Here is an 18,795-nt window from a genome sequence, read left to right as displayed (position 1 = left end):
AACTGCTACACTTAAGGAGAAGGGAAAAACAAACGGAGGCTCTCATGACCCGCCATACCAGCAATCCTCAGCCTTATGCCGTTGATCGCAAGGACAAAACCGACGACAAACAAAAAAGCCGCCTCGCAGGCAGTGAAATTGAAGATCGGAAACGTGATAAAGCGGCTGAAGAAAATCGCAACATCAAAACCAAACGGGGCTGAATCAGCCCCATGGTTTTAATGCGGATACTTTCTGATTCTAATGACGGATAACCAGCTTGCCTTTGGCGTTTTCACTCATTTTCAAGGCGGCGGTAATGGCTTCTTCCTTGTTATCAAAATGCCGTATTGCACGACCTGCGCCGTCTTTTTTAATCACCCATCCGCGTTCGTCTTCACCAAGGTAATAACAGCTCCCCTGTTCGGTATCGAGCTCAAGGGTTTCTTTTAACAGGCTTTTAATCATCAACAGGTGTTCCTGCTCTTGTCTCAGCGGTGTTCGAAAACATTCAGCAACCACGTCCTGGCCTTGCTTCATGGCCAGATCAATCAGCAGTTCCCATCCGGCATTATCCGTCAATTCGGCAATGAGCAGGGTATTCAGCAATTGCGCGGCATCGGTACGTGGATCAGTCATCACCTGAATGAGACCCATACCCGCGACGCTGGTCGCGTCGGCACAGGGGGTGATTGCGGTCGCATCGGCGCCTAATTGATCCATCACGGTTTTAACGATGGCCATGTGCTCAGCTTCTTCCTCGCGAATGTGTTGCAGACGGTTGAGGAAGACCGACGGCAGATTAAAGCCTTTGGCCTTGGCAATGGCGGCTTCATACAGGCGAACGCCGGATCGCTCAAAGGCAAGACGCTCCCCGAGCTTGTCAATCAATAAAGTCATGTTTTTGGTGGCGGAGGCTGTTTTTAATTCATCCTTTTGCGCTTCCGTCATCGGTGGGATTGTGCCGATGGGGTCAACTTCGTTAACCATTTTGCTGCGCTCAAAGGCAAGTTTTTGTTCATCCCCGGGTACGTCAGCAGGAAAACGTTCGGTGGCTTCGAGCATCGCCTCAATGTCCTGCGGTATTAATTGCCCGCCGGTGACGTTGTGCATGGGTTCGTTTTTATTCATGATCAAATCCTTTTAAATGCGGTTGAGTTCGGTACCCGGTTGCCATTGGTATCCAGCAGAAACAATTTCAGCCGGGATGCCTTCTGCATTCATCTGGTCGCGGTAGAGCAAGGACTCGGCATCCTCCTCGTCTTTGGGAACATAATTGACCCCGTCCGTGCGAAGATCGACTTCTTCTTCAAGCACTTTGCGAACAAAGGGGCGCTGGCTTTTAAACCGGATCATCTCAGGGATTTTGCCTTGCAGAATTTCCTCAGGATCGCGGTTTTCATATTTTCTAAAGCATTCGCAGGCGACCTGCAAATGGCCAATTTCATATTCCAGGAAGCGTTGCCAGATGGCTTTGACAAAAGGATTGGTTTCCTGCTGAACGCAACTTAAGTAAGTGTAGATTTCCACCGTTTCATGGACTATCCAGCGTTCAATCAGACTTTCTGACGGATCCATCAATGACTCGTATTGGGTCACATGCTGCTCTTCCACCGACGCAATTTCAGCATAGAGTTGGCGGGCTAAGGGATCGGCAAACAGGGGACCGATGTTCATGTAATAATCATGCGTCTGGTATTCTGCCCCGGTTATCATCGCCGCATGGATTTTGGTGATGAGTTCGGCCTTGTTTTTGTCATAGTGGTTGCGCAAATCGCTGCGGGGTGCTCGATGGTGGACTGAGGTCGGTCGGCCGGGAACAATGTCAGTATACCCCTGCAGAATATTATTAGCGTCCTTGCCTTCCAGCCGATCAAGCATCGCCGCATAGCGATAGAGGTGATCGAAATCTTCAAGCAGTCCAAAGCGATAAGTCTGGGCCTGATAGGGATCCGGCTCGTTCTGAGCCACGGCGGCGGTGACTTCAATCGCCACCTGCTCATAGGCAATGGTGGTTTCAAGCGGGGAATGATCGGCAGACAGCAGCCAGTTGATTTGCGTCGCTTGATGTTGTTCGACACGACGGATTTCAGCCAGGGGCAACTGCAACTCCTTTTTACAGCGGGCCAGAAAATGTTTGAGCCTTAACGCGTCGAGCTCAATGCCATTCATTAAAATGACACGGACACGGGTAAAGGCATCATCATCCAGTTTACTGATGGTTTTTCCGGCCAACTCTTTCCAGGTAAACGCTTGTTTGTCGAGGGGGCATCCAGGTTCATCAAGAAAATCAATGAAATTAATAGTCATAAACGCTCCTTGTTTGACTAATTTGAGATAGAAAAAATTTAATTCATTAAATTAAATATAGCAATGTTATTTTTGAAAAAATAAAATTATTTCATATTTACTTTTTTTTATTATTGTTTTTAACTGGTTATGAAAATATAAGGAAGGATCATGAAGCCAAATGGACGAATTTTAATTTTGGGCGGAGCGGAGACTCATGAAGAAAAAAAGCCGGGAATTCTCGAGTCTGATAATTACCATCTACTGACAGATGTCATTTGTCAGAACAAGCCAAATCGTCTTGAATTCATTATTGCGGGCGGGAAAGATTTTGATGAAACCATTAAAAAATACCAGGATATTTTTAAAAAATTCCCCGATTTGCATGCTGATTTTATGATTATTGAGAACAGGGATGATGCTGAAAATAATGAAAATATTGAACGAATAAAATCTGCTGAAAGCGTGTTTTTTTCTGGCGGAGATCAAGCTAAAATAATCGAAATTTTACAGCGTACGCCCCTGATTAATGAGATTAAAAAAAGCTGCAAAACCAAACGCGAATTCCTGGTTATTGGTACCAGTGCAGGTGCGATGATGCTGCCTGAAAAAATGATCAAGGAGGGGAGTAATTCTGAGGCACAGGTGGATGAATACCTGAAACTGGCTGACGGCCTGGATTTCATGAATGGGTGCATCATTGATACCCATTTCATCCAGCGAGGACGTTTTGCCCGTTTGGCGCATGCGGTGAGTGGCAATGCCAATGACATCGGGATAGGACTTGAAGAAAACACGGCACTGCTGTTAGACAATGGAAAAGCCTGGTGTCACGGCCAGGGCACGGTGGTGTTAATCGATGGACGCGAACGTAAGGAAAGTCAGGCCTGCCGCGAAAAGGATCTTGGCTATATCACCAATCTCAAGGTCCATCTTCTGGTTGCCGGCTGTTATTTTGAACTGGACACGCTCACCATCGGTATGGAGCAGGCGCATGGAGCTCCCGGCTGGGAATAGCCTTGTATGGGGGCTATACTCATACAATAACGAGGATAGCCATCGTGAAACAAAACAGGGATTGTTATGATTGCGTAATCATAGGCGGCGGGCCGGCGGGTTTAACGGCAGCACTCTATTTAGCCCGCTTTCGCCGGCATTTTAAACTGTTTGACAGCGGCGAAAGCCGGGCGGCCCTGATTCCTGTTTCTCATAACTACCCGGCGTTTGCAGGGGGGGTAGCGGGCGTCAGCTTACTGGCGTTATTGAAAGCGCAACTGGCCTGCTATGAAACCACGGTTACAACCGACAAAGTGAGGCAACTCAAAAAGAAGGCCGGGTCATTTGAGGTCTTTACAGACAGTGCCTGCTACCTCGCCAGCACAGTTCTTTTAGCGACCGGGGTTATCGATATCAGCCCTGATTTGCCGCATACGGAAAAAGCCATTGCCGAAGGATTATTGCGCTATTGCCCTGTTTGCGATGCCTATGAAGTCAAAAACAAACGCATTGGTGTGATTGTTCGGGATAGGAAAGGATTGAACGAAGCCCTGTTTGTGCGTCATTACTCGTCCGACGTGCTGGTGCTCACGCAAAAAAACGCCGTACTGACAGACTACGACAAACGGCGCATGAGGCAGGCAGGTATCCGGCTGTTGTCTCAGCCTGACATTCATTTTGATTTCGAGCGCCGTTCCATTGCGATTCAAGCGGAACAAATCCTCCATATTGACACGCTCTACGCGGCCCTGGGCACCATTCAGCAGAATAAACTGGCCCTTGAGCTCGGTGCACGTGAAGACAAAGGTGATCTGCTGGTCAACCGGCACCAGCAGACTGCTGTTCCGGGCTTGTATGCAGCAGGGGATATTACGGCCGGTTTAAATCAACTGGTGGTCGCGCAAGGACAAGGAGCCATTGCGGCAACGGATATCCATAATCGCTTGAAAAAAAGGGGCTAATGGCGATAAAACCGTGGAATACTTGGCGCAGGCTCGGGTTTAAGGGTACAATTTGGCTTTTTTAAGGTCAAAAACAGCCCATCTCCATGAATAATCAAGCGCCTGCCAGTTCCAAAGCCTTGTACCGCCGCCTCCTGACTTATGTTAAACCCTATTGGATGGTGTTGGCGCTGGGGATTATTGCAAACATTTTATACTCAGGCATCGACGCCACCTTTACCTACCTCATGCGTCCTTTCCTTGATAAAAGTTTTATCAATGTGGATATGGCGTTTGTTCAAAAAATCCCTCTACTCGTTCTGCTGGGGGTTTTATCACGGGCCGTGGTCAGTTCGCTTGGCAGCTATTGCATGACCTGGGTATCCCGATCCGTCGTGCAGGTCTTAAGGCAGCGGGTATTTGCTCATATTATCCGTTTGCCGGCTGATTATTACGATGAAGCCACCTCGGGTCAGCTTCTATCCAAAATTCTCTACAATGTCGAGCAGGTGGCCCAGGTCAGTGCCGATGCGCTCACTGATTTTATTCAAAACGCGTTTTTAGTCGTCGGGCTTTTAACCGTGATGATGGTCATTTGCTGGCAATTTTCCCTGATGTTCCTGCTCACCGTGCCTTTTGTGGGGCTGATTGTCAATTACACCAACAAGCGGGTCAGGCGTATCAGTCACAGAGTGCAGAAATCCATGGGGGAAGTGACTGAAATTGCCAGTGAGGCGATTGACGGGTATCGGGTGGTGCGTATTTTTGGCGGTGAAGCGTATGAAATGGCCAAATTCAATCGTGCCACCGAAGCCTCACGGGTCAATGACATGAAAGTGGCCGTCAGCAAGGCCATCAATGTGTCGGGTGTGCAATTTGTGCTGGCGATTGGCATTACTGCCATTCTGTATACAGCCATTCATCTGGCGGCGGTTATCCCCATTTCTGCGGGCTCGTTTGTGGCGATAATCGCGGCCATGCTGCAATTAATCAAGCCGATGAAAACCCTGACCACGCTCAATGCCACCATTCAAAAGGGACTCGCCGGTGCTGAGAGCGTCTTTGCCATGTTAGACAGTCCGGTTGAGACAGAGCAAGGCAGGGCATTGACGTCAAGAGCACAGGGTGAAATACGGTTTGAGAAGGTGGGTTTTGCCTACCGCCAGGGGCAGGTGATTCTCAATAACATCAATCTCCTTATCCCGGCGGGCCAGACCGTGGCGCTGGTGGGTCATTCCGGCAGCGGTAAAACCACGTTGGCGAGCCTCCTGCCTCGCTTTTATGAAGTGACAGAGGGACAGATCTGCCTGGATGGCGAACCCATCCATCAGTTGAAGCTGAGCAGCCTGCGTGAGCAGATGGCTCTGGTCAGCCAGCATGTGACCTTATTCAACGACACCCTGGCCAATAACATTGCCTACGGCCGTTTTGATGTGAGCCGTGATGACATTGTGGCGGCGGCCAGACTGGCCTTTGCCGATGAATTTATTCAGCGCCTGCCGGACGGGTATGACACGCGGGTGGGCGAAAATGGCTTTCTGCTTTCAGGCGGCCAGCGTCAGCGTCTGGCCATTGCCCGGGCCATTTTAAAAAACGCGCCCATACTCATTCTTGATGAGGCTACTTCCGCGCTCGACAGCCAGTCGGAGCAGGCGATTCAGTCCGCGCTGGAGCATGTCATGAAAAACCGCACCACGCTGGTTATCGCCCATCGCCTGTCCACCATTCAGCGTGCGCACAAAATCGTGGTATTGGATAAAGGCCGTATTGTGGAACAGGGGACGCACCAGGAACTGCTCGAACGCAATGGTCATTATGCGCAACTCTATCGTGCGCAGACATTGCATCATGCGCACGAAGACAGGGTGACTTAATGCCGGCCATGCTTGAAAAACTGTGGTATGGAGGCTACAGAGCCTACTGGTTACTGGTTCCCTTCGCCTGGCTTTATCAAGCGGCCAGTGCCTGCCGCCGCTTTTTTTTGCAACGGTTTCGCCAGCAGCGGTTTCAGGTTCCTGTCATCGTTGTGGGGAATCTTTCCGTCGGGGGCGTAGGTAAAACCCCGTTAGTGATTGCCATAGCCCGGCAATTACAGGACAAAGGCATCAAAGTCGGCATTGTCAGTCGCGGTTACGGTGCTCGCCTGACTGCTTTCCCTCATGAAGTGACACCCAACAACACAGCGGCAGAGGTAGGGGATGAGCCCCTGCTCATTCGACAAAAAGCCGGGTGTCCTGTCGTGATTGCCCCGAAACGGGTTGAAGCCGTTCGTTACCTGCTGCAACACCACCACCCGCAGGTGATTGTAAGCGATGACGGTTTGCAGCATTATGCCATGGGGCGCGCCATTGAAATCGCAGTCATCGATGGCCAGCGCGGTTTGGGTAACGGCTGGTGTCTGCCGGCAGGGCCTTTGCGTGAGCCGCCAGGCCGACTCAAGAAAGCCCAGCTTGTGGTCGTTAATCAGGGAAGCTGGCCTGATGCCTACCCCATGACGCTGACGCCCGGTGCCTTAACCCACCTGGTTTCCAGACGGCCCGTTGCAAAAGAGGAGCTCACCCTGCCCATCGCCGCCATGGCCGCCATTGGCAACCCGCAGCGCTTCTTTTCGACTCTGCAACAAATGGGCTTGATTTTTCAGCAATATTCTTTCCCTGATCATCACTTTTTTACCGCAAATGAGCTACAATTCTCCGAATCATCGGTCATTATGACTGAAAAGGATGCGGTGAAATGCCATTCTTTCGCAAGGGAAGGCTGGTATGTCTTACCGGTTGAAGCCACCTTACCTGATATATTCTGGCAAGCCTTGTGGTCACAAGAACAATTAAAAGGGTTAATTTCCACATGAGACATGTTAAATTTTATGGATTCCTGCTTCTTGGGTTATTCATGACCGCCGCATTCCCAAGCGACAAGACGGCCGCACCCAAGCCGGAGGAAGCCGCAGCGCCCGAGGCGCCGGTGGCCAATATTCTCTCCTTAAGCGCCAAACAGGCTGACTGGGTGTTTTCCGGCGCCGTGACCAATGAAAGCGGCGATCGCTACAATTACTACTTTGAGTTGCAACGTAATGACCAGCAATTCCATGCCCAGGCGATTTTAGTCGATGCCCAGACTGGCGAACTGGTGCTGCATGAGCAAAGCGACAGCGTAATTGACGAGCCTGAAAGCAGCCAATGGCGGGTAGGCAAGGCGTTTCTGCGCTTTAATGCCATCAATAACAGCTGGATTTTCGGGGTCAAGGGGAAAGACAGAGGCTTTAATTTCAAAGTGGACATGCTGGGGCTTTCCGGTACCAATTATTCCAGGCAACAAGATATTCGTAACGGCATTGAATTGCTGATTAATCAGACAGGTCGTTTAAACGGTCATTTACAAACCGGTGAAAACAATCAGGAACAGTTCGTCACGGCGAAAAAAGCCTGGTTCAGGCAAGTGTGGGTTAGTAAGCCGCAAACCCTTGGCCATCCCATGACCGCGGTGTTGTGTGAATTCAATGACGGCGGCGGATTTTACGCGGTCAATCTGAAAGAAGCCGATGCCCTGCGCGGTGCAGTGGCTGGTTTTCGCAATGAAGAAGGCGCTGCCGTGCCGGTGTCGCAATTTGTGACAGTCAAAAAAGACAAAAGCGGCTTATGGGTTATTCATATTCCTTCGCCAAAGCTGACTTTAACGCTGAAGGACATGCTGGAGCAACTCGATAATCGCCATCAATTGGTGGCTGGTCTGGTGAAAGGGGTAAAACCTGGCTTTTGCGCTATCAGCCTGCAAGATATCGGGCAAATCCCGGCCTCACTTCCTCAAAAAACGGCTTAGACCCCGTTTTTATCCGGGAGTAACAACGAAAGTCCTGCGGCTATGATTAGGCCGAAGGGTACAATGACCAAGGCCCATTGATAATCAGCCAGGGTGTAGGTCTCGCGGCTGCCGCGGAGAAAATCAAGAAAATACCCCACCAGCGGTTGCAGTAAGGGCGCAGTTAACATCGCCAGGGTATTGGTAAAGCCTGTGCAGGTGGATAAGGTGTTCTGTGGGGCCAATTCATTGGCAATCGAATAAGACAGCATGTAAGCGCCGCAGCAGACACCAATCAAAAACAGAAGCCATGCCATGCTCACTGAAGACTGAATGGGCATGAACAGGGCAATGAGTAAAAAGACGGCGGTTGACAGGCAGGAAAACAACATGAGGGGGGTTCGGCGATGAAAATAACCGGCCAGGTAGCCGAAAAGCGGGCAGCTCACCGCCGCGCCAAGAAAAACAAAAGCATCAACCAGACTGGCTTCCTTAAGGGTTAGATTCAATTTAATTTGTAAAAACGGAATAGCCCACAATGCTCCAAAAACAGTGATGACCGTAAAGCTTAACCCGACAAACAACCCATTAAACCAGGCTTTGGGTGATTTAAGAATGAAAAGCAGCGGTTTCAGTTGGGACAACCGCATGGCTTGCCGAGGTTTCGGTGGAATAAGCTGCCAGCAGCAGAATGCAATCACTATCCCGCCAGTGCCTGCGCAGTTAACAAAAAAGCGCCAGCCCCAATGCGTAATCAGTCCCCCAAGGCAGATCATGCCAAGCATGGTCATTAAAAAGCCCAAGGTTTCTGAAAGGCCAATCATGAAGGCAAATTGCCGGATTGGGAAATGCTCGCGCAGCAAATGGGAAAGCCCCACAAAAGCAAAGGAAGAGCCGGCGCCAATCATCAGACGGCTCAAAACCAGTGCCCATAAATGTTCGCTATGAGCGAAAAGAAAGCACCCAAGGCTGCAGAGCAGGGCATTGACGGTTAAAAGGAAGCGAGGGTTAGCCCGGTCAAAAAGAATGCCGACCGGTATCTGCAGGCTGGTGTAAACATAGTAAAACGAACTGCTCAAGAAACCGGCCATGAGGGCGGAGAGCTTCATTTCCACCATGATGGCACCGATGATGACCCCCGATGACAATTGCAGAAAAAATTGAAACAATACAAAGGAAACCCCTACCAGCCAGATTAAAATGCGCCGGGTCGAGAGGGAAAGCGGTATACTAAGAGAAGACATTAATCTCAATTCAGATTAAAAAAGTGCTGAATATACCCCCTAACTTGGCATCGAGCAATGTTTACGAGGAAATATGAACTTACGTGATCTGCAGTATTTTGTGGTTTTAGCCAAAATTGAGCATTTTGGCGAAGCCGCAAGGCAATGTTTTGTCAGCCAGCCGACGTTAAGCATGCAGATTAAGAAGCTGGAGGACGAGTTGGGCGTGCAGTTGTTTGAACGCGATAACAAGCGGGTAATGCTCACCGATTCTGGCCGTTCGCTGCTTGGGCGGGCTAAGGCTATTCTCTCGCAGGTTGCCGAAATGAAAGAGATGGCTAATGCCGCACGCGACCCCTTCGCCGGTGAATTGCATCTGGGCGCTATTCCTACAGTGGCGCCTTACCTGTTGCCGCTTATTATGCCGGGTATTCAAAGCCATTTCCCTAAATTAAAAATCTGGCTGATTGAGGATAAAACCCATCATTTAGTACAACGCCTGCAGGAAGGGACGCTGGATGCCGCCATCATGGCTTTGCCAGTGCCTGGGGATTTCGAGCATCATGTGCTTTTCGAGGAACCCTTTTATTTTGCCTGTTCCCCCGATTACCCTTTACCCGCCGGACGGCCTGTCCAACTTGAGCAATTGGCCGGACAGCCCATCATGCTTCTTGAAGAAGGGCATTGCCTGCGTGAGCAGGCCATGTCGATTTGCCAGACCGTCAAAGCAGAAACCACGGTTGATTTTACCGCCACAAGCCTTGAAACCCTGCGGCTCATGGTGCAGGCAGGCCGGGGCGTCACCCTGATGCCGGCGCTGGCGGTGCGGGGTGTTGCCGAGAACGAATTAAAAATTCTGCCTTTCGCCAACCCCACCGCGTCTCGCTGCATTGCGTTATTCTGGCGCGGCAGTAGCGCCAAGCGGCGTTGCCTTGTGGCCATGGCAGAGGTGATTCATGACCGAATGGCCACTCTCCTGCCGTTTGAGCGCCCGTGATTTTTTAAAAGACCTGTTGCTGTCTGACACATTCTCTTGCTAGAGTGGAAGCTCTCTTTCTATGCTGATTTTCTATGTCGCAAACTGCTGAAATTAAACATCTTCGTGTTGGTTTTGAGACGGCTGAAACGACCATAACGGCGGTCGATGACATCAGTTTTAATTTAATGCCGGGCGAGACCATGGCTCTGCTTGGTGAGTCAGGTTGCGGCAAATCCTTAACGTCGCTGGCACTTATGCGCCTGTTGCCGTCTTATGGGGTGTATGGTCAGGACAGCGAGGTGCAGGTTCAGGGAGAGGATTTGCTAAGGCTGCCGGAATCCATGATGCGGCAGTTACGGGGGCGACGATTGGCGATCATTTTTCAGGAACCGATGACGGCGTTAAATCCGGTACTGAAAATAGGGGAACAATTGGCTGAAGCCCTTGCGCAAAGTAATAAAAAATTAAACCATGCGTCCTTGCAAAAACGCATGGTGTCCCTGTTAAAAGAAGTCGAAATTCCAGAACCCGAGTTACGCTTAAACCAATACCCTCATCAATTGTCGGGCGGACAAAAGCAACGGGTTGTCATTGCCATGGCACTGGCTAATCATCCTGAAATCCTGATCGCTGACGAACCCACAACCGCGCTTGATGTCACTATCCAGGCGCAGATCCTGCAATTGCTTAAAAAACTTCAACAGGAGCATCAGATGAGCATGCTGCTCATCACCCACGATTTGAGCGTGGTGAAGGCCGTGGCGGATCGTGTGAGTGTGATGTATGCGGGGCAATTGGTTGAACAAGCCACGGTTGATGAGTTTTTTAGCCAGATTAAACACCCTTATTCGCAGCAGTTGTTTGCTTCTTTACCGGAGTTTAATAAGCGGGGGCATCGGTTACAGACGATTGCGGGAAGTGTACCGACTCTCGATGCCATGCCCGCCGGCTGCCGTTTTCACCCGCGTTGTGCTCATCGTTTTGCCCCTTGTGATGCCATTGAACCTGTCCTGCAGGAAGTGGATCAGCGATTGGTGCGTTGCCACCTGTATCCTGAGCACCATGAGCCGCCGCCGCTTCAGGAGGTGCGACAACGCTGGGAAAAACAGGCGGTGACTGATGAGGTGATTCTTCGGGCTGAAAATCTCCGTGTCGACTTTATTCTGGGCAAGCGCCTTTTTCATAAAGGTCAGGTGCTTCATGCTGTCGATGATCTGTCACTGACCTTGCGCCGCGGTAAAACCCTGGCCTTGGTGGGTGAATCCGGTTGCGGTAAAACAACGGCGAGCCGTGCCTTGTTGCGACTGTTGCCGATTACATCAGGGGAAATCGTTTACCGTGATCAGAATATCAGGACGCTGCGGGGCAAGGCGTTACGCGATTACCGTAAAAAGGTACAGATAGTCTTTCAGGATCCGTTTTCGTCCATGAACCCGCGCATGACGGTCGGGGAAATTATTGCCGAGGGCATGCAGGCTCAGGGGATGGCGGCTAAACGAATTGCAGAGAGGCAGCATTGGTTACTGGAGCGGGTGAATTTACCGCAACAAAGTCTGGATCGTTACCCTCATCAATTTTCAGGCGGTCAGCGGCAACGCATCTGCATCGCCCGCGCATTAGCCACTGAACCTGACATTGTCATCTGTGACGAGCCTACCAGTGCGCTCGATGTCTCAGTTCAGGCTCAGATTTTAAATCTGCTCAAAGAGTTGCAGCAGGAGTTGGGCATGGCTTATTTGTTTATTACTCATAACATGGCCGTGGTGTCCTACATGGCCGATGACGTCATGGTCATGCGTAAGGGCCGCTGCGTGGAAGAAGGATCCTGCGAAGCGATCTTTAAGCACCCACAGCAGGCGTATACGCGGCAATTGTTAGCCAGTGTGTTGCAGATTTAAAGTGTTAAGAGGCATTGAAGCAGTCACCACTTCTACCGGAAACCGATCATTTCTTAATGCTTTGCAATAATTCGGCGCTTTTGGTGCTGGTATCCGGGCGATGAGACGAGAAAAAGCGATTACGATGCATGCTCATCAACGCACCATTGTCTATTTTTTTGCCATTTATTTCTAACGTGGACTTTTCTTTTTCCCATTGCTCAACCAGGCCGCGAATGCCATCCAGAGAGGTAATGTCTGCGTTTTGAATTTTGGTATGCAAGGCGTTTAAGCTTTCAATCTTGGCCGAGGGATCCAGCAAGAGGTGCTGATGCCACTGACCAAGTTCAGCGATCCGTCTGCTTATGGCTTCCAGTGCTTCCATTTTTTTAGTTTGGGCCGGAAGAGAAATGGCCTGTATCGTTGCATGAAGGGTATCGGCCTGAGCGAGAGGCACAAAGACACAGTCAAAACGCTGCCCTTGATCTTCAATGGTTTGGAATTGACAGTCAGGCAGTGTGGTTTTAATAAAGGTAAAATCGTTGCAAGGCAAGGATTGCTGACCGACAGTGTATCGAGGAAAACGAATGGCAATGGCTTTGTGATTGAATGTGTCAGCGGCCATACGCACTAAAATGTCTGGTTTTCCTAATTGCTGGCGTAAGTTCTGTTCATAGTCAAAGATCGTTTCATCATTGATTTCCTTACTCTTTTTGTAGCTGTCATCGAGACACATGATCATGCGGAATTCAAGATGAGGCTTGATTTCGTCGATAGGGCGCGAATCGACAACCACATTGCCTGATTCAAAATCAAGCACGTGGGTTTCTAATTGATGGATACCGGTGGCATCGCGATAGAATCCACCGTCTGGATGGTCCCCATTCTGGGCATCGGGCGGTAGCCCATAAGGTTGATTCAGTTCGTTGGGTATCACGCCGGTTATGATATTGCGTGGGGCATCATCAAGGGGGGCTAGACGAGAGTTGGTGTCACCGAGAATAATGGACACCTCACTTTTTGTATCCGTTAACAGCGTGCCGTATGCCTTCTCGTGACCGTCAGGAAAAGCACTGTAAATACCCCAGGTATTGTGAAAATCAAGGGTTAACCCTTTGTTATCCTTATCTTTAACTCTCACTGAACGTATTCTCATTTTACGATCCAATTGAGTCGACAGTTCTTCAAAACGTTTTTTGGAGTAGCATGTGACCAGCCCGGTGTTAAACTCAGCCTTGATCTCCCAGTCGTCCCCAAGTGCTGCGCGTAAATCCTCGACAACCGACTCACCGGCTTCCTGCAGGAATAGAACCTCCGCCTTGTGCTTTTTTATCCCCTTGGCTAAACCGGTAATAATCCGCTGATGACGTTTGGCTGTATCTTCTTTCGTGTTTTTGGCATGAATACCCGAACACGCTGAAGTCCCAAGAATATTAAGCGAGATCATAGTCAAGGGTTTTTTGCCTCTGGCCAATGGAACCTGGGTCAGGATGGGTAGATGATCCGAGTAAGCAAGGTCCGGATTTTTCTCTACTTCATCAAGTGTTGGGAAAAGCGGATGCAAGCGGGGTGGCATGGTTGCTCTTAAGGTAGTAATAGGGTTAGTTAAAGTATATGAGAATTTAAACCCGGATGATGAATCAATAGTGTAAAATAAGCCCCAAAAAAATGAAAATAAAACATCAAGCCGTACCGGGAGTTCGGTACGGCAGGGTAATCAGTGACTGATTAATTGCGTAATGAACGCAGGCAAATCCTGCAATTTAATGGTGGAAATGGTTTCACTGTTGCGGGCCTTGTATTCCACCGATTCGTCCTGCAGGTGACGTTCACTGATGACTAAACGGTGTGGAATACCCATTAAGTCGCTGTCGGCAAACAAAACGCCGGGTCGCTCGTTGCGGTCATCCAGTAAGACATCAACCCCTTTTGCTTTAAACTCCTCGTACAATTTCTCCGCAGTTTCACGAACCTGTTCAGATCGGTTAGCATTGACCGGGATAAGGACCAGTTGAAAAGGGGCCATGGAGGGCGGCCAAATGATACCGCGTTCGTCATGGTGTTGTTCGATGGCAGCGGCGACTACACGGGACACGCCAAGTCCGTAACAGCCCATGATCATGGTCTGTAATTGCCCTTCTTCATTCAATACCGCTGCTTTCATCGCTTTCGCGTATTTGTCACCCAACTGGAACACATGACCGACTTCAATGCCGCGGCAGGCGCGCAGGCGGCCTTTACCATCGGGACTTAAATCGCCTTCTTTGACGTTGCGCAAATCAAACGTTTCAATCGACTCGGCATCACGCGCCCAGGAGGCATTGAGGTAATGCTTGTCGGCATGATTCGCACCACAGGCAAACGAGGGCAGGGCAAACGCGTGATGATCCACAATGACGGGGATGGATAGATTAATCGGTCCCAAAGATCCAACCGGGGCTTTCAATTGTTTTTTAATGGTTTCATCATCAGCAAAGCGAAGCGGCGATTTAACCAGGGGGTGCTTGGCCGCTTTGATTTCATTCAATTCATCATTGCCGCGCAGCACCAGGGCCACCAGCGGATGGTCATGGCCTTCAACAATTAAAGTTTTTACCATGTCTTCCGGTTGAATGCCAAGCAGGGTCGCCACCTCGTCAATGGTCTTTTTGCCCACGGTATCCACCAGACGAAGGGCTTCCGAGTGTGGATGCCGTACAGGGTCGGGTATTAAACTGGTCGCTTGTTCGACGTTGGCCGCATAGTCGCTCTGATCACTGTAAAAAATTAAATCTTCACCGGAATCCGCAAGCACCTGAAATTCGTGCGACGCGGAGCCGCCAATGGCGCCAGTGTCAGCTTCAACCGCGCGATACTTCAAACCAAGCCGATCAAAAATTCGGCAATAGGCAAAATACATGTCATCGTAAGTCTGTTGTAGAGATTCCTGCGTCAAGTGGAATGAATAAGCATCCTTCATAATGAATTCGCGCGCGCGCATCACCCCGAATCGCGGCCTGATTTCATCGCGGAATTTGGTTTGAATCTGGTAAAAATTGACCGGTAACTGCTTGTAAGAGCGCAATTCGTTGCGCATGATGTCGGTGATGACTTCTTCGTGTGTCGGGCCATAGCAATAATCCCGACCGTTGCTGTCTGTCATGGTTAACAACAGGCCGCCAAAGGTATCCCATCGCCCGGTTTCCTGCCAGAGTTCGGCGGGTTGAATGGCGGGCATCAATACTTCCATGGCGTTGCTGCGATTCATTTCTTCACGCACAATTTGTTCAACTTTGCGCATGACCTTTAAACCAAGCGGCATCCAGGTGTAGAGTCCTGATCCCAGTTTGCGGATGAGGCCGGCTCTAAGCATTAGTTGATGAGAGACAATTTCTGCATCGTTCGGGGTTTCCCTTAGGGTGTTTAAATACCATTGCGACACACGCATAGCAACTCCTGATGACGATTAATTTAAAAACGGTCATTATATACTCCCACAGGCAATAACCCTAGCCACGGAGAAAATGAATGAACACCCTACTGCTAATGCAGACTTTTTGCAAGGTGGCCGAATACCGCAGCTTCCATGCGGCGGCCAATGCGCTGGGTATTTCACCGGCGGCAGTCAGTAAACAGATTACCTCGCTCGAAGACACCCTGGGGGTGACTCTGTTTGAACGAACCACGCGTAAAGTGGCCTTAACGGTCATCGGGGAAGCCTATTATGGCGAGGCACAGGCTGTTCTTCTGGCGCTTGAGCAATCAAATAACCTGATTGCCGGATACAAATCACAACCCGAGGGGTTATTGCGGGTCATGAGTTCGCGCTATTTTGCTGAGCACATCATTTTACCCCGTATGCCCTCCTTTAGTCAGCAATACCCCAACGTACGCCTTGATTTGCAGATTGCGGAAGAAGTACCGCATCTTCTTCAGGAAGGTCTGGATGTGGTGTTTGGCATGTCAACTGCCGTGGCCTCCAATGCGGTGCAGAAAAAAATCACCACCACACGCTATGTGTTGTGCGCTTCACCGCATTACTTACAGCAATACGGTCATCCGAAGCGGATTGAGGATTTAAAGCCGCATCGTTTTATTACTCATAAAATGAGGACGCCGAATGGCAGTTGGACTTTTCCCGGTGGCGAAACCGTGGTTTTTGAACCGGCTGTGTACGTTAATGACGCGGCCACCATGGCGGCTTTAGCCGTGAGCGGGATGGGTCTTGCGTTTTTGCATCATTATCAAGTGGCTCAACAGTTGGCAGAAGGGCAGTTGCTTGAGGTATTGCCTGAGCAGAGGCTGCCCATTATTGCAGTCTTTCTTTATTATCATCCGGGCCGCTTTTTGCAGCCCAAGATTAAGTCGTGGGTTGAGGCGATGACGCGTGATGTTCCTGCGTTTCTCTAGCATGGGCAGTGTCCGCATCGTGAAGTAATTGTTTAATTTTCTCACCAAGGACGGGACCTGACTTGTGGCTGAGCTGCAATAACTCAGTACCAAAATCGTCAAACTGGACTCGGCCACTTTCGACATCATACACAGCGCCAATCAGAGCAATGCTGTCTTCATCAATCATGCCGCGCAGGATGTCGCTGCGCGTGTAGACCTGTTGCAGGGTATTGGCGATGTTTAACGTCGTCACGTGCCTTACGAATTCACTGTTTTGGCCGTTTCGGTGTTCGCTGGTACCCGACTCTGCCTCCACAGCGGGTTTAATTTTATCGAGTAATTCCGTAATATGGCCTTTCTTAACACCATCGCAGGCGGACTGAATTGCCCCGCAGCGGGTGTGGCCCAGGACAACAATGAGTTTCGCACCCACGACATTACAGGCGTATTCCATGCTGGCTAAAATATCATTATTAATGACATTGCCGGCAATGCGAATACAGAATAAGTCGCCAAAGCTCATGTCAAAAATGGTTTCCACGGGAACACGTGAATCAATGCAGCCTAGAACGACGGCAATGGGGTGCTGGGTCTTGGCTGTGTATTGAATGTCAATCTTGGTGGTACGATGGATGCGGGTATCGCTTAAGAAACGCTGATTGCCTTCCCGCAACACCACCAGCACTTCGGCGGGTGAAAGGTTGCTTTGCACGTCATAGGTCGTGACATTAATAAAGTCAATGTAATTATGAATGTCGTAATGATCTTTAAAGCCAGTCAAATTCAGGGAGATTTGCTTCAAAGGAGCCTGTTCCTGTTGAAATTCCTTGATGAGCTCAATGATTTCCTTGTCGATGTAGGTGGAATGACGTGCATCAATAATCAATTGTGAATTGCGTGGGATGGAGTCTAATTCGGCAATCAGCGAGGCTTTGTTAAGGAAGCTTATCTGCTGGGGCAGGATAAGACGGCTGGTGACGCCATTGGGATAAAATTCCTTGACGATGTCAAGGCGTGCCTGGCTGTTGGATTTGAGAATGTAATAAAGGCTCACTGCCAAGCCGATCATGATGCCGGCCAACAGGTTGAACACCACAATGCTGAACACGGTGGCAATAAATGGAATGAATCGGTCCATTCCTTGAGCATAAATCTGACGGTAGATGGCCGGCTTGGTTAATTTATAACCGGTGAAAATCAGAATGACAGCGAGGGATGACAAGGGGATTTTGTTGAGTAATTCAGGGATTAACACCACTGCAAAAAGAAGAAAAAAACCGTGAAAAATGGTGGACAATTTCGAGCGGGCGCCCGCTTGAATGTTAACCGACGTTCTGACAATAACCGAAGTAACGGGGATGCCGCCCACCAGGCCTGCAACTAAATTACCCGCACCCTGAGCAATCAATTCCTGATCCTTGGAGCAATAACGGTGTTTTTTATCCAGCCTTTCCCCCGCCTTGACGTTCAAAAGACTTTCTAAAGACGCGACAATGGCGATGACAAAGGCATACAGGTAGACTTTGGGGTTTTTCCAGGACGTCCAGTCAGGAAAAGTAAACTGGCTAAAGAGGTTCGTGTAGCCGTTGGTATGAGGAATGTTAACCAGGTGCGGGTTATCTTGCACCAGGGATGACTGGGTCAGATTGAACAATTCATTGATGAGGATGCCGGCGGCCACGACAATAATCGGTGCGGGTACATTTTGCAGTAACTTAAGTTTTGTCTTATCGAAAAAAATCAGAATGGCAAAGGAAATTAAGGAAATCAGACAGGCTCCGTAATTAATATGATACGACAAATCGTAAAACGGATTTAAGTTAAAGCCTTCGGTAGTTTCAAGCAAGTGTGCCTTTAACTCAGTCAAGTCCGTGGAGTGGGTAAAGGTTAAGGGCAGTTGCTTGATGATGAGCAGAATACCAATGGCACACAATAAGCCCTGCACGACATTGGACGGCACATAATCCGCGACAAGCCCCGCGCGCAGGCCGCCAACGATGATTTGTAAAATCCCGGCCAAGGTCAGGGCCAGGAGAAAGGTATTAAAATCGCCCAGTTGCGAAATAGCGGTCAACACGACAGCAGCCATACCGGCGGCCGGCCCGCTGACACTGACCTGCGAGCCGCTTAAAGAGCCTACGACAATGCCGCCGATGATACCGCTTAAAATACCGGAAAAAAGAGGGGCTCCTGAAGCCAGAGCAATCCCAAGACATAAAGGAACAGCGACCAGAAAGACAACAATTGCTGCAACAAAATCAAACTTGAGATGTCTGCTTTTGTATACGCGTAACTTGCGCAGGCCGTTTGTCATTGCGTCAGTCATATGCTTAAACCTCGTC

Annotated in this window: 15 protein-coding genes; 9 read left to right on the top strand and 6 right to left on the bottom strand. The window is 49.7% G+C overall.

Annotated features, from left to right (window positions below; translation table 11 throughout):
* Nucleotides 1-44: 44 nt before the first annotated feature.
* Entirely contained in the window at nt 45-203 is a 159-nt protein-coding gene (locus tag GH742_RS11345) for a hypothetical protein (RefSeq protein WP_203455063.1), read from the top strand.
* A 37-nt stretch (nt 204-240) separates the two neighbouring features.
* Here GH742_RS11345 and GH742_RS11340 read toward each other — a convergent pair whose 3' ends face one another.
* Nucleotides 241-1,110 (bottom strand): DUF2188 domain-containing protein, encoded by an 870-nt coding sequence (locus GH742_RS11340; RefSeq protein WP_203455062.1) that lies wholly within the window; start codon nt 1,108-1,110, stop codon nt 241-243.
* A gap of 12 nt (nt 1,111-1,122) precedes the next feature.
* Nucleotides 1,123-2,289 (bottom strand): hypothetical protein, encoded by a 1,167-nt coding sequence (locus GH742_RS11335; RefSeq protein ID WP_203455061.1) that lies wholly within the window; start codon nt 2,287-2,289, stop codon nt 1,123-1,125.
* A 150-nt stretch (nt 2,290-2,439) separates the two neighbouring features.
* Here GH742_RS11335 and GH742_RS11330 point away from each other — a divergent pair, with 150 nt between their 5' ends.
* The 5 genes from GH742_RS11330 (at nt 2,440) to GH742_RS11310 (ending at nt 8,024) form a co-directional block, all read left to right on the top strand.
* On the top strand, nt 2,440-3,285 hold the full coding sequence (locus GH742_RS11330; protein ID WP_203455060.1) for a cyanophycinase: 846 nt from the start codon (nt 2,440-2,442) through the stop codon (nt 3,283-3,285).
* A gap of 44 nt (nt 3,286-3,329) precedes the next feature.
* Nucleotides 3,330-4,226: an NAD(P)/FAD-dependent oxidoreductase gene (locus GH742_RS11325; protein WP_203455059.1), complete on the top strand. Its 897-nt coding sequence runs from the start codon at nt 3,330-3,332 to the stop codon at nt 4,224-4,226.
* A gap of 86 nt (nt 4,227-4,312) precedes the next feature.
* The gene (gene msbA / locus GH742_RS11320) at nt 4,313-6,079 is read left to right on the top strand and encodes a lipid A export permease/ATP-binding protein MsbA (RefSeq protein WP_203455058.1); all 1,767 of its coding nucleotides are present in this window, start codon (nt 4,313-4,315) and stop codon (nt 6,077-6,079) included.
* Nucleotides 6,079-7,056, top strand: a complete 978-nt coding sequence (gene lpxK / locus GH742_RS11315) for a tetraacyldisaccharide 4'-kinase (RefSeq protein ID WP_203455057.1) — start codon at nt 6,079-6,081, stop codon at nt 7,054-7,056. The genes msbA and lpxK overlap by 1 nt, the downstream gene beginning before the upstream one ends.
* Nucleotides 7,053-8,024: a hypothetical protein gene (locus tag GH742_RS11310; RefSeq protein WP_203455056.1), complete on the top strand. Its 972-nt coding sequence runs from the start codon at nt 7,053-7,055 to the stop codon at nt 8,022-8,024. The genes lpxK and GH742_RS11310 overlap by 4 nt, the downstream gene beginning before the upstream one ends.
* Here the strand turns inward: GH742_RS11310 and GH742_RS11305 are convergent.
* A complete protein-coding gene (locus tag GH742_RS11305) occupies nt 8,021-9,247 on the bottom strand; it encodes an MFS transporter (RefSeq protein WP_203455055.1) in 1,227 nt (408 codons plus the stop codon). The genes GH742_RS11310 and GH742_RS11305 overlap by 4 nt on opposite strands.
* 73 nt (nt 9,248-9,320) lie before the next feature.
* Here GH742_RS11305 and GH742_RS11300 point away from each other — a divergent pair, with 73 nt between their 5' ends.
* On the top strand, nt 9,321-10,223 hold the full coding sequence (locus GH742_RS11300; RefSeq protein WP_203455054.1) for a LysR substrate-binding domain-containing protein: 903 nt from the start codon (nt 9,321-9,323) through the stop codon (nt 10,221-10,223).
* Nucleotides 10,224-10,297: 74 nt separating this feature from the next.
* Complete coding sequence (locus GH742_RS11295) at nt 10,298-12,103, top strand: ABC transporter ATP-binding protein (protein WP_203455053.1); 1,806 nt, start codon at nt 10,298-10,300, stop codon at nt 12,101-12,103.
* 46 nt (nt 12,104-12,149) lie between these two features.
* On the opposite strand, the gene GH742_RS11290 is transcribed toward GH742_RS11295, so the two are convergent.
* A complete protein-coding gene (locus tag GH742_RS11290; RefSeq protein ID WP_203455052.1) occupies nt 12,150-13,658 on the bottom strand; it encodes an endonuclease/exonuclease/phosphatase family protein in 1,509 nt (502 codons plus the stop codon).
* A 141-nt stretch (nt 13,659-13,799) separates the two neighbouring features.
* Nucleotides 13,800-15,509 carry a proline--tRNA ligase gene (locus GH742_RS11285; RefSeq protein ID WP_203455051.1) on the bottom strand — a complete coding sequence of 570 codons (1,710 nt, stop codon included), beginning with the start codon at nt 15,507-15,509 and terminating at the stop codon, nt 13,800-13,802.
* Nucleotides 15,510-15,589: 80 nt separating this feature from the next.
* Here GH742_RS11285 and GH742_RS11280 point away from each other — a divergent pair, with 80 nt between their 5' ends.
* Complete coding sequence (locus GH742_RS11280) at nt 15,590-16,471, top strand: LysR family transcriptional regulator (protein WP_203455050.1); 882 nt, start codon at nt 15,590-15,592, stop codon at nt 16,469-16,471.
* On the opposite strand, the gene GH742_RS11275 is transcribed toward GH742_RS11280, so the two are convergent.
* Entirely contained in the window at nt 16,422-18,779 is a 2,358-nt protein-coding gene (locus GH742_RS11275; protein WP_203455049.1) for a bifunctional SulP family inorganic anion transporter/carbonic anhydrase, read from the bottom strand. The two genes, GH742_RS11280 and GH742_RS11275, sit on opposite strands and share 50 nt — an antisense overlap.
* Nucleotides 18,780-18,795 lie beyond the last annotated feature (16 nt).

The sequence above is a fragment of the Legionella sp. MW5194 genome (genome assembly GCF_016864235.1).
GTDB lineage: Bacteria > Pseudomonadota > Gammaproteobacteria > Legionellales > Legionellaceae > Legionella_C.
Note: the sequence above shows the minus strand (reverse complement) of the source record. Positions and strands in the feature narration are given on the sequence as shown.

Coding starts and splice junctions, on each gene's coding strand:
- GH742_RS11335 (WP_203455061.1), bottom strand. CDS start 2,289: ATGACTATTAATTTCATTGATTTTCTTGATGAACCTGGATGCCCCCTC.
- GH742_RS11330 (WP_203455060.1), top strand. CDS start 2,440: ATGAAGCCAAATGGACGAATTTTAATTTTGGGCGGAGCGGAGACTCAT.
- GH742_RS11340 (WP_203455062.1), bottom strand. CDS start 1,110: ATGAATAAAAACGAACCCATGCACAACGTCACCGGCGGGCAATTAATA.
- GH742_RS11275 (WP_203455049.1), bottom strand. CDS start 18,779: ATGACTGACGCAATGACAAACGGCCTGCGCAAGTTACGCGTATACAAA.
- GH742_RS11305 (WP_203455055.1), bottom strand. CDS start 9,247: ATGTCTTCTCTTAGTATACCGCTTTCCCTCTCGACCCGGCGCATTTTA.
- GH742_RS11310 (WP_203455056.1), top strand. CDS start 7,053: ATGAGACATGTTAAATTTTATGGATTCCTGCTTCTTGGGTTATTCATG.
- GH742_RS11285 (WP_203455051.1), bottom strand. CDS start 15,509: ATGCGTGTGTCGCAATGGTATTTAAACACCCTAAGGGAAACCCCGAAC.
- GH742_RS11290 (WP_203455052.1), bottom strand. CDS start 13,658: ATGCCACCCCGCTTGCATCCGCTTTTCCCAACACTTGATGAAGTAGAG.
- msbA (WP_203455058.1), top strand. CDS start 4,313: ATGAATAATCAAGCGCCTGCCAGTTCCAAAGCCTTGTACCGCCGCCTC.
- lpxK (WP_203455057.1), top strand. CDS start 6,079: ATGCCGGCCATGCTTGAAAAACTGTGGTATGGAGGCTACAGAGCCTAC.
- GH742_RS11280 (WP_203455050.1), top strand. CDS start 15,590: ATGAACACCCTACTGCTAATGCAGACTTTTTGCAAGGTGGCCGAATAC.
- GH742_RS11345 (WP_203455063.1), top strand. CDS start 45: ATGACCCGCCATACCAGCAATCCTCAGCCTTATGCCGTTGATCGCAAG.
- GH742_RS11295 (WP_203455053.1), top strand. CDS start 10,298: ATGTCGCAAACTGCTGAAATTAAACATCTTCGTGTTGGTTTTGAGACG.
- GH742_RS11300 (WP_203455054.1), top strand. CDS start 9,321: ATGAACTTACGTGATCTGCAGTATTTTGTGGTTTTAGCCAAAATTGAG.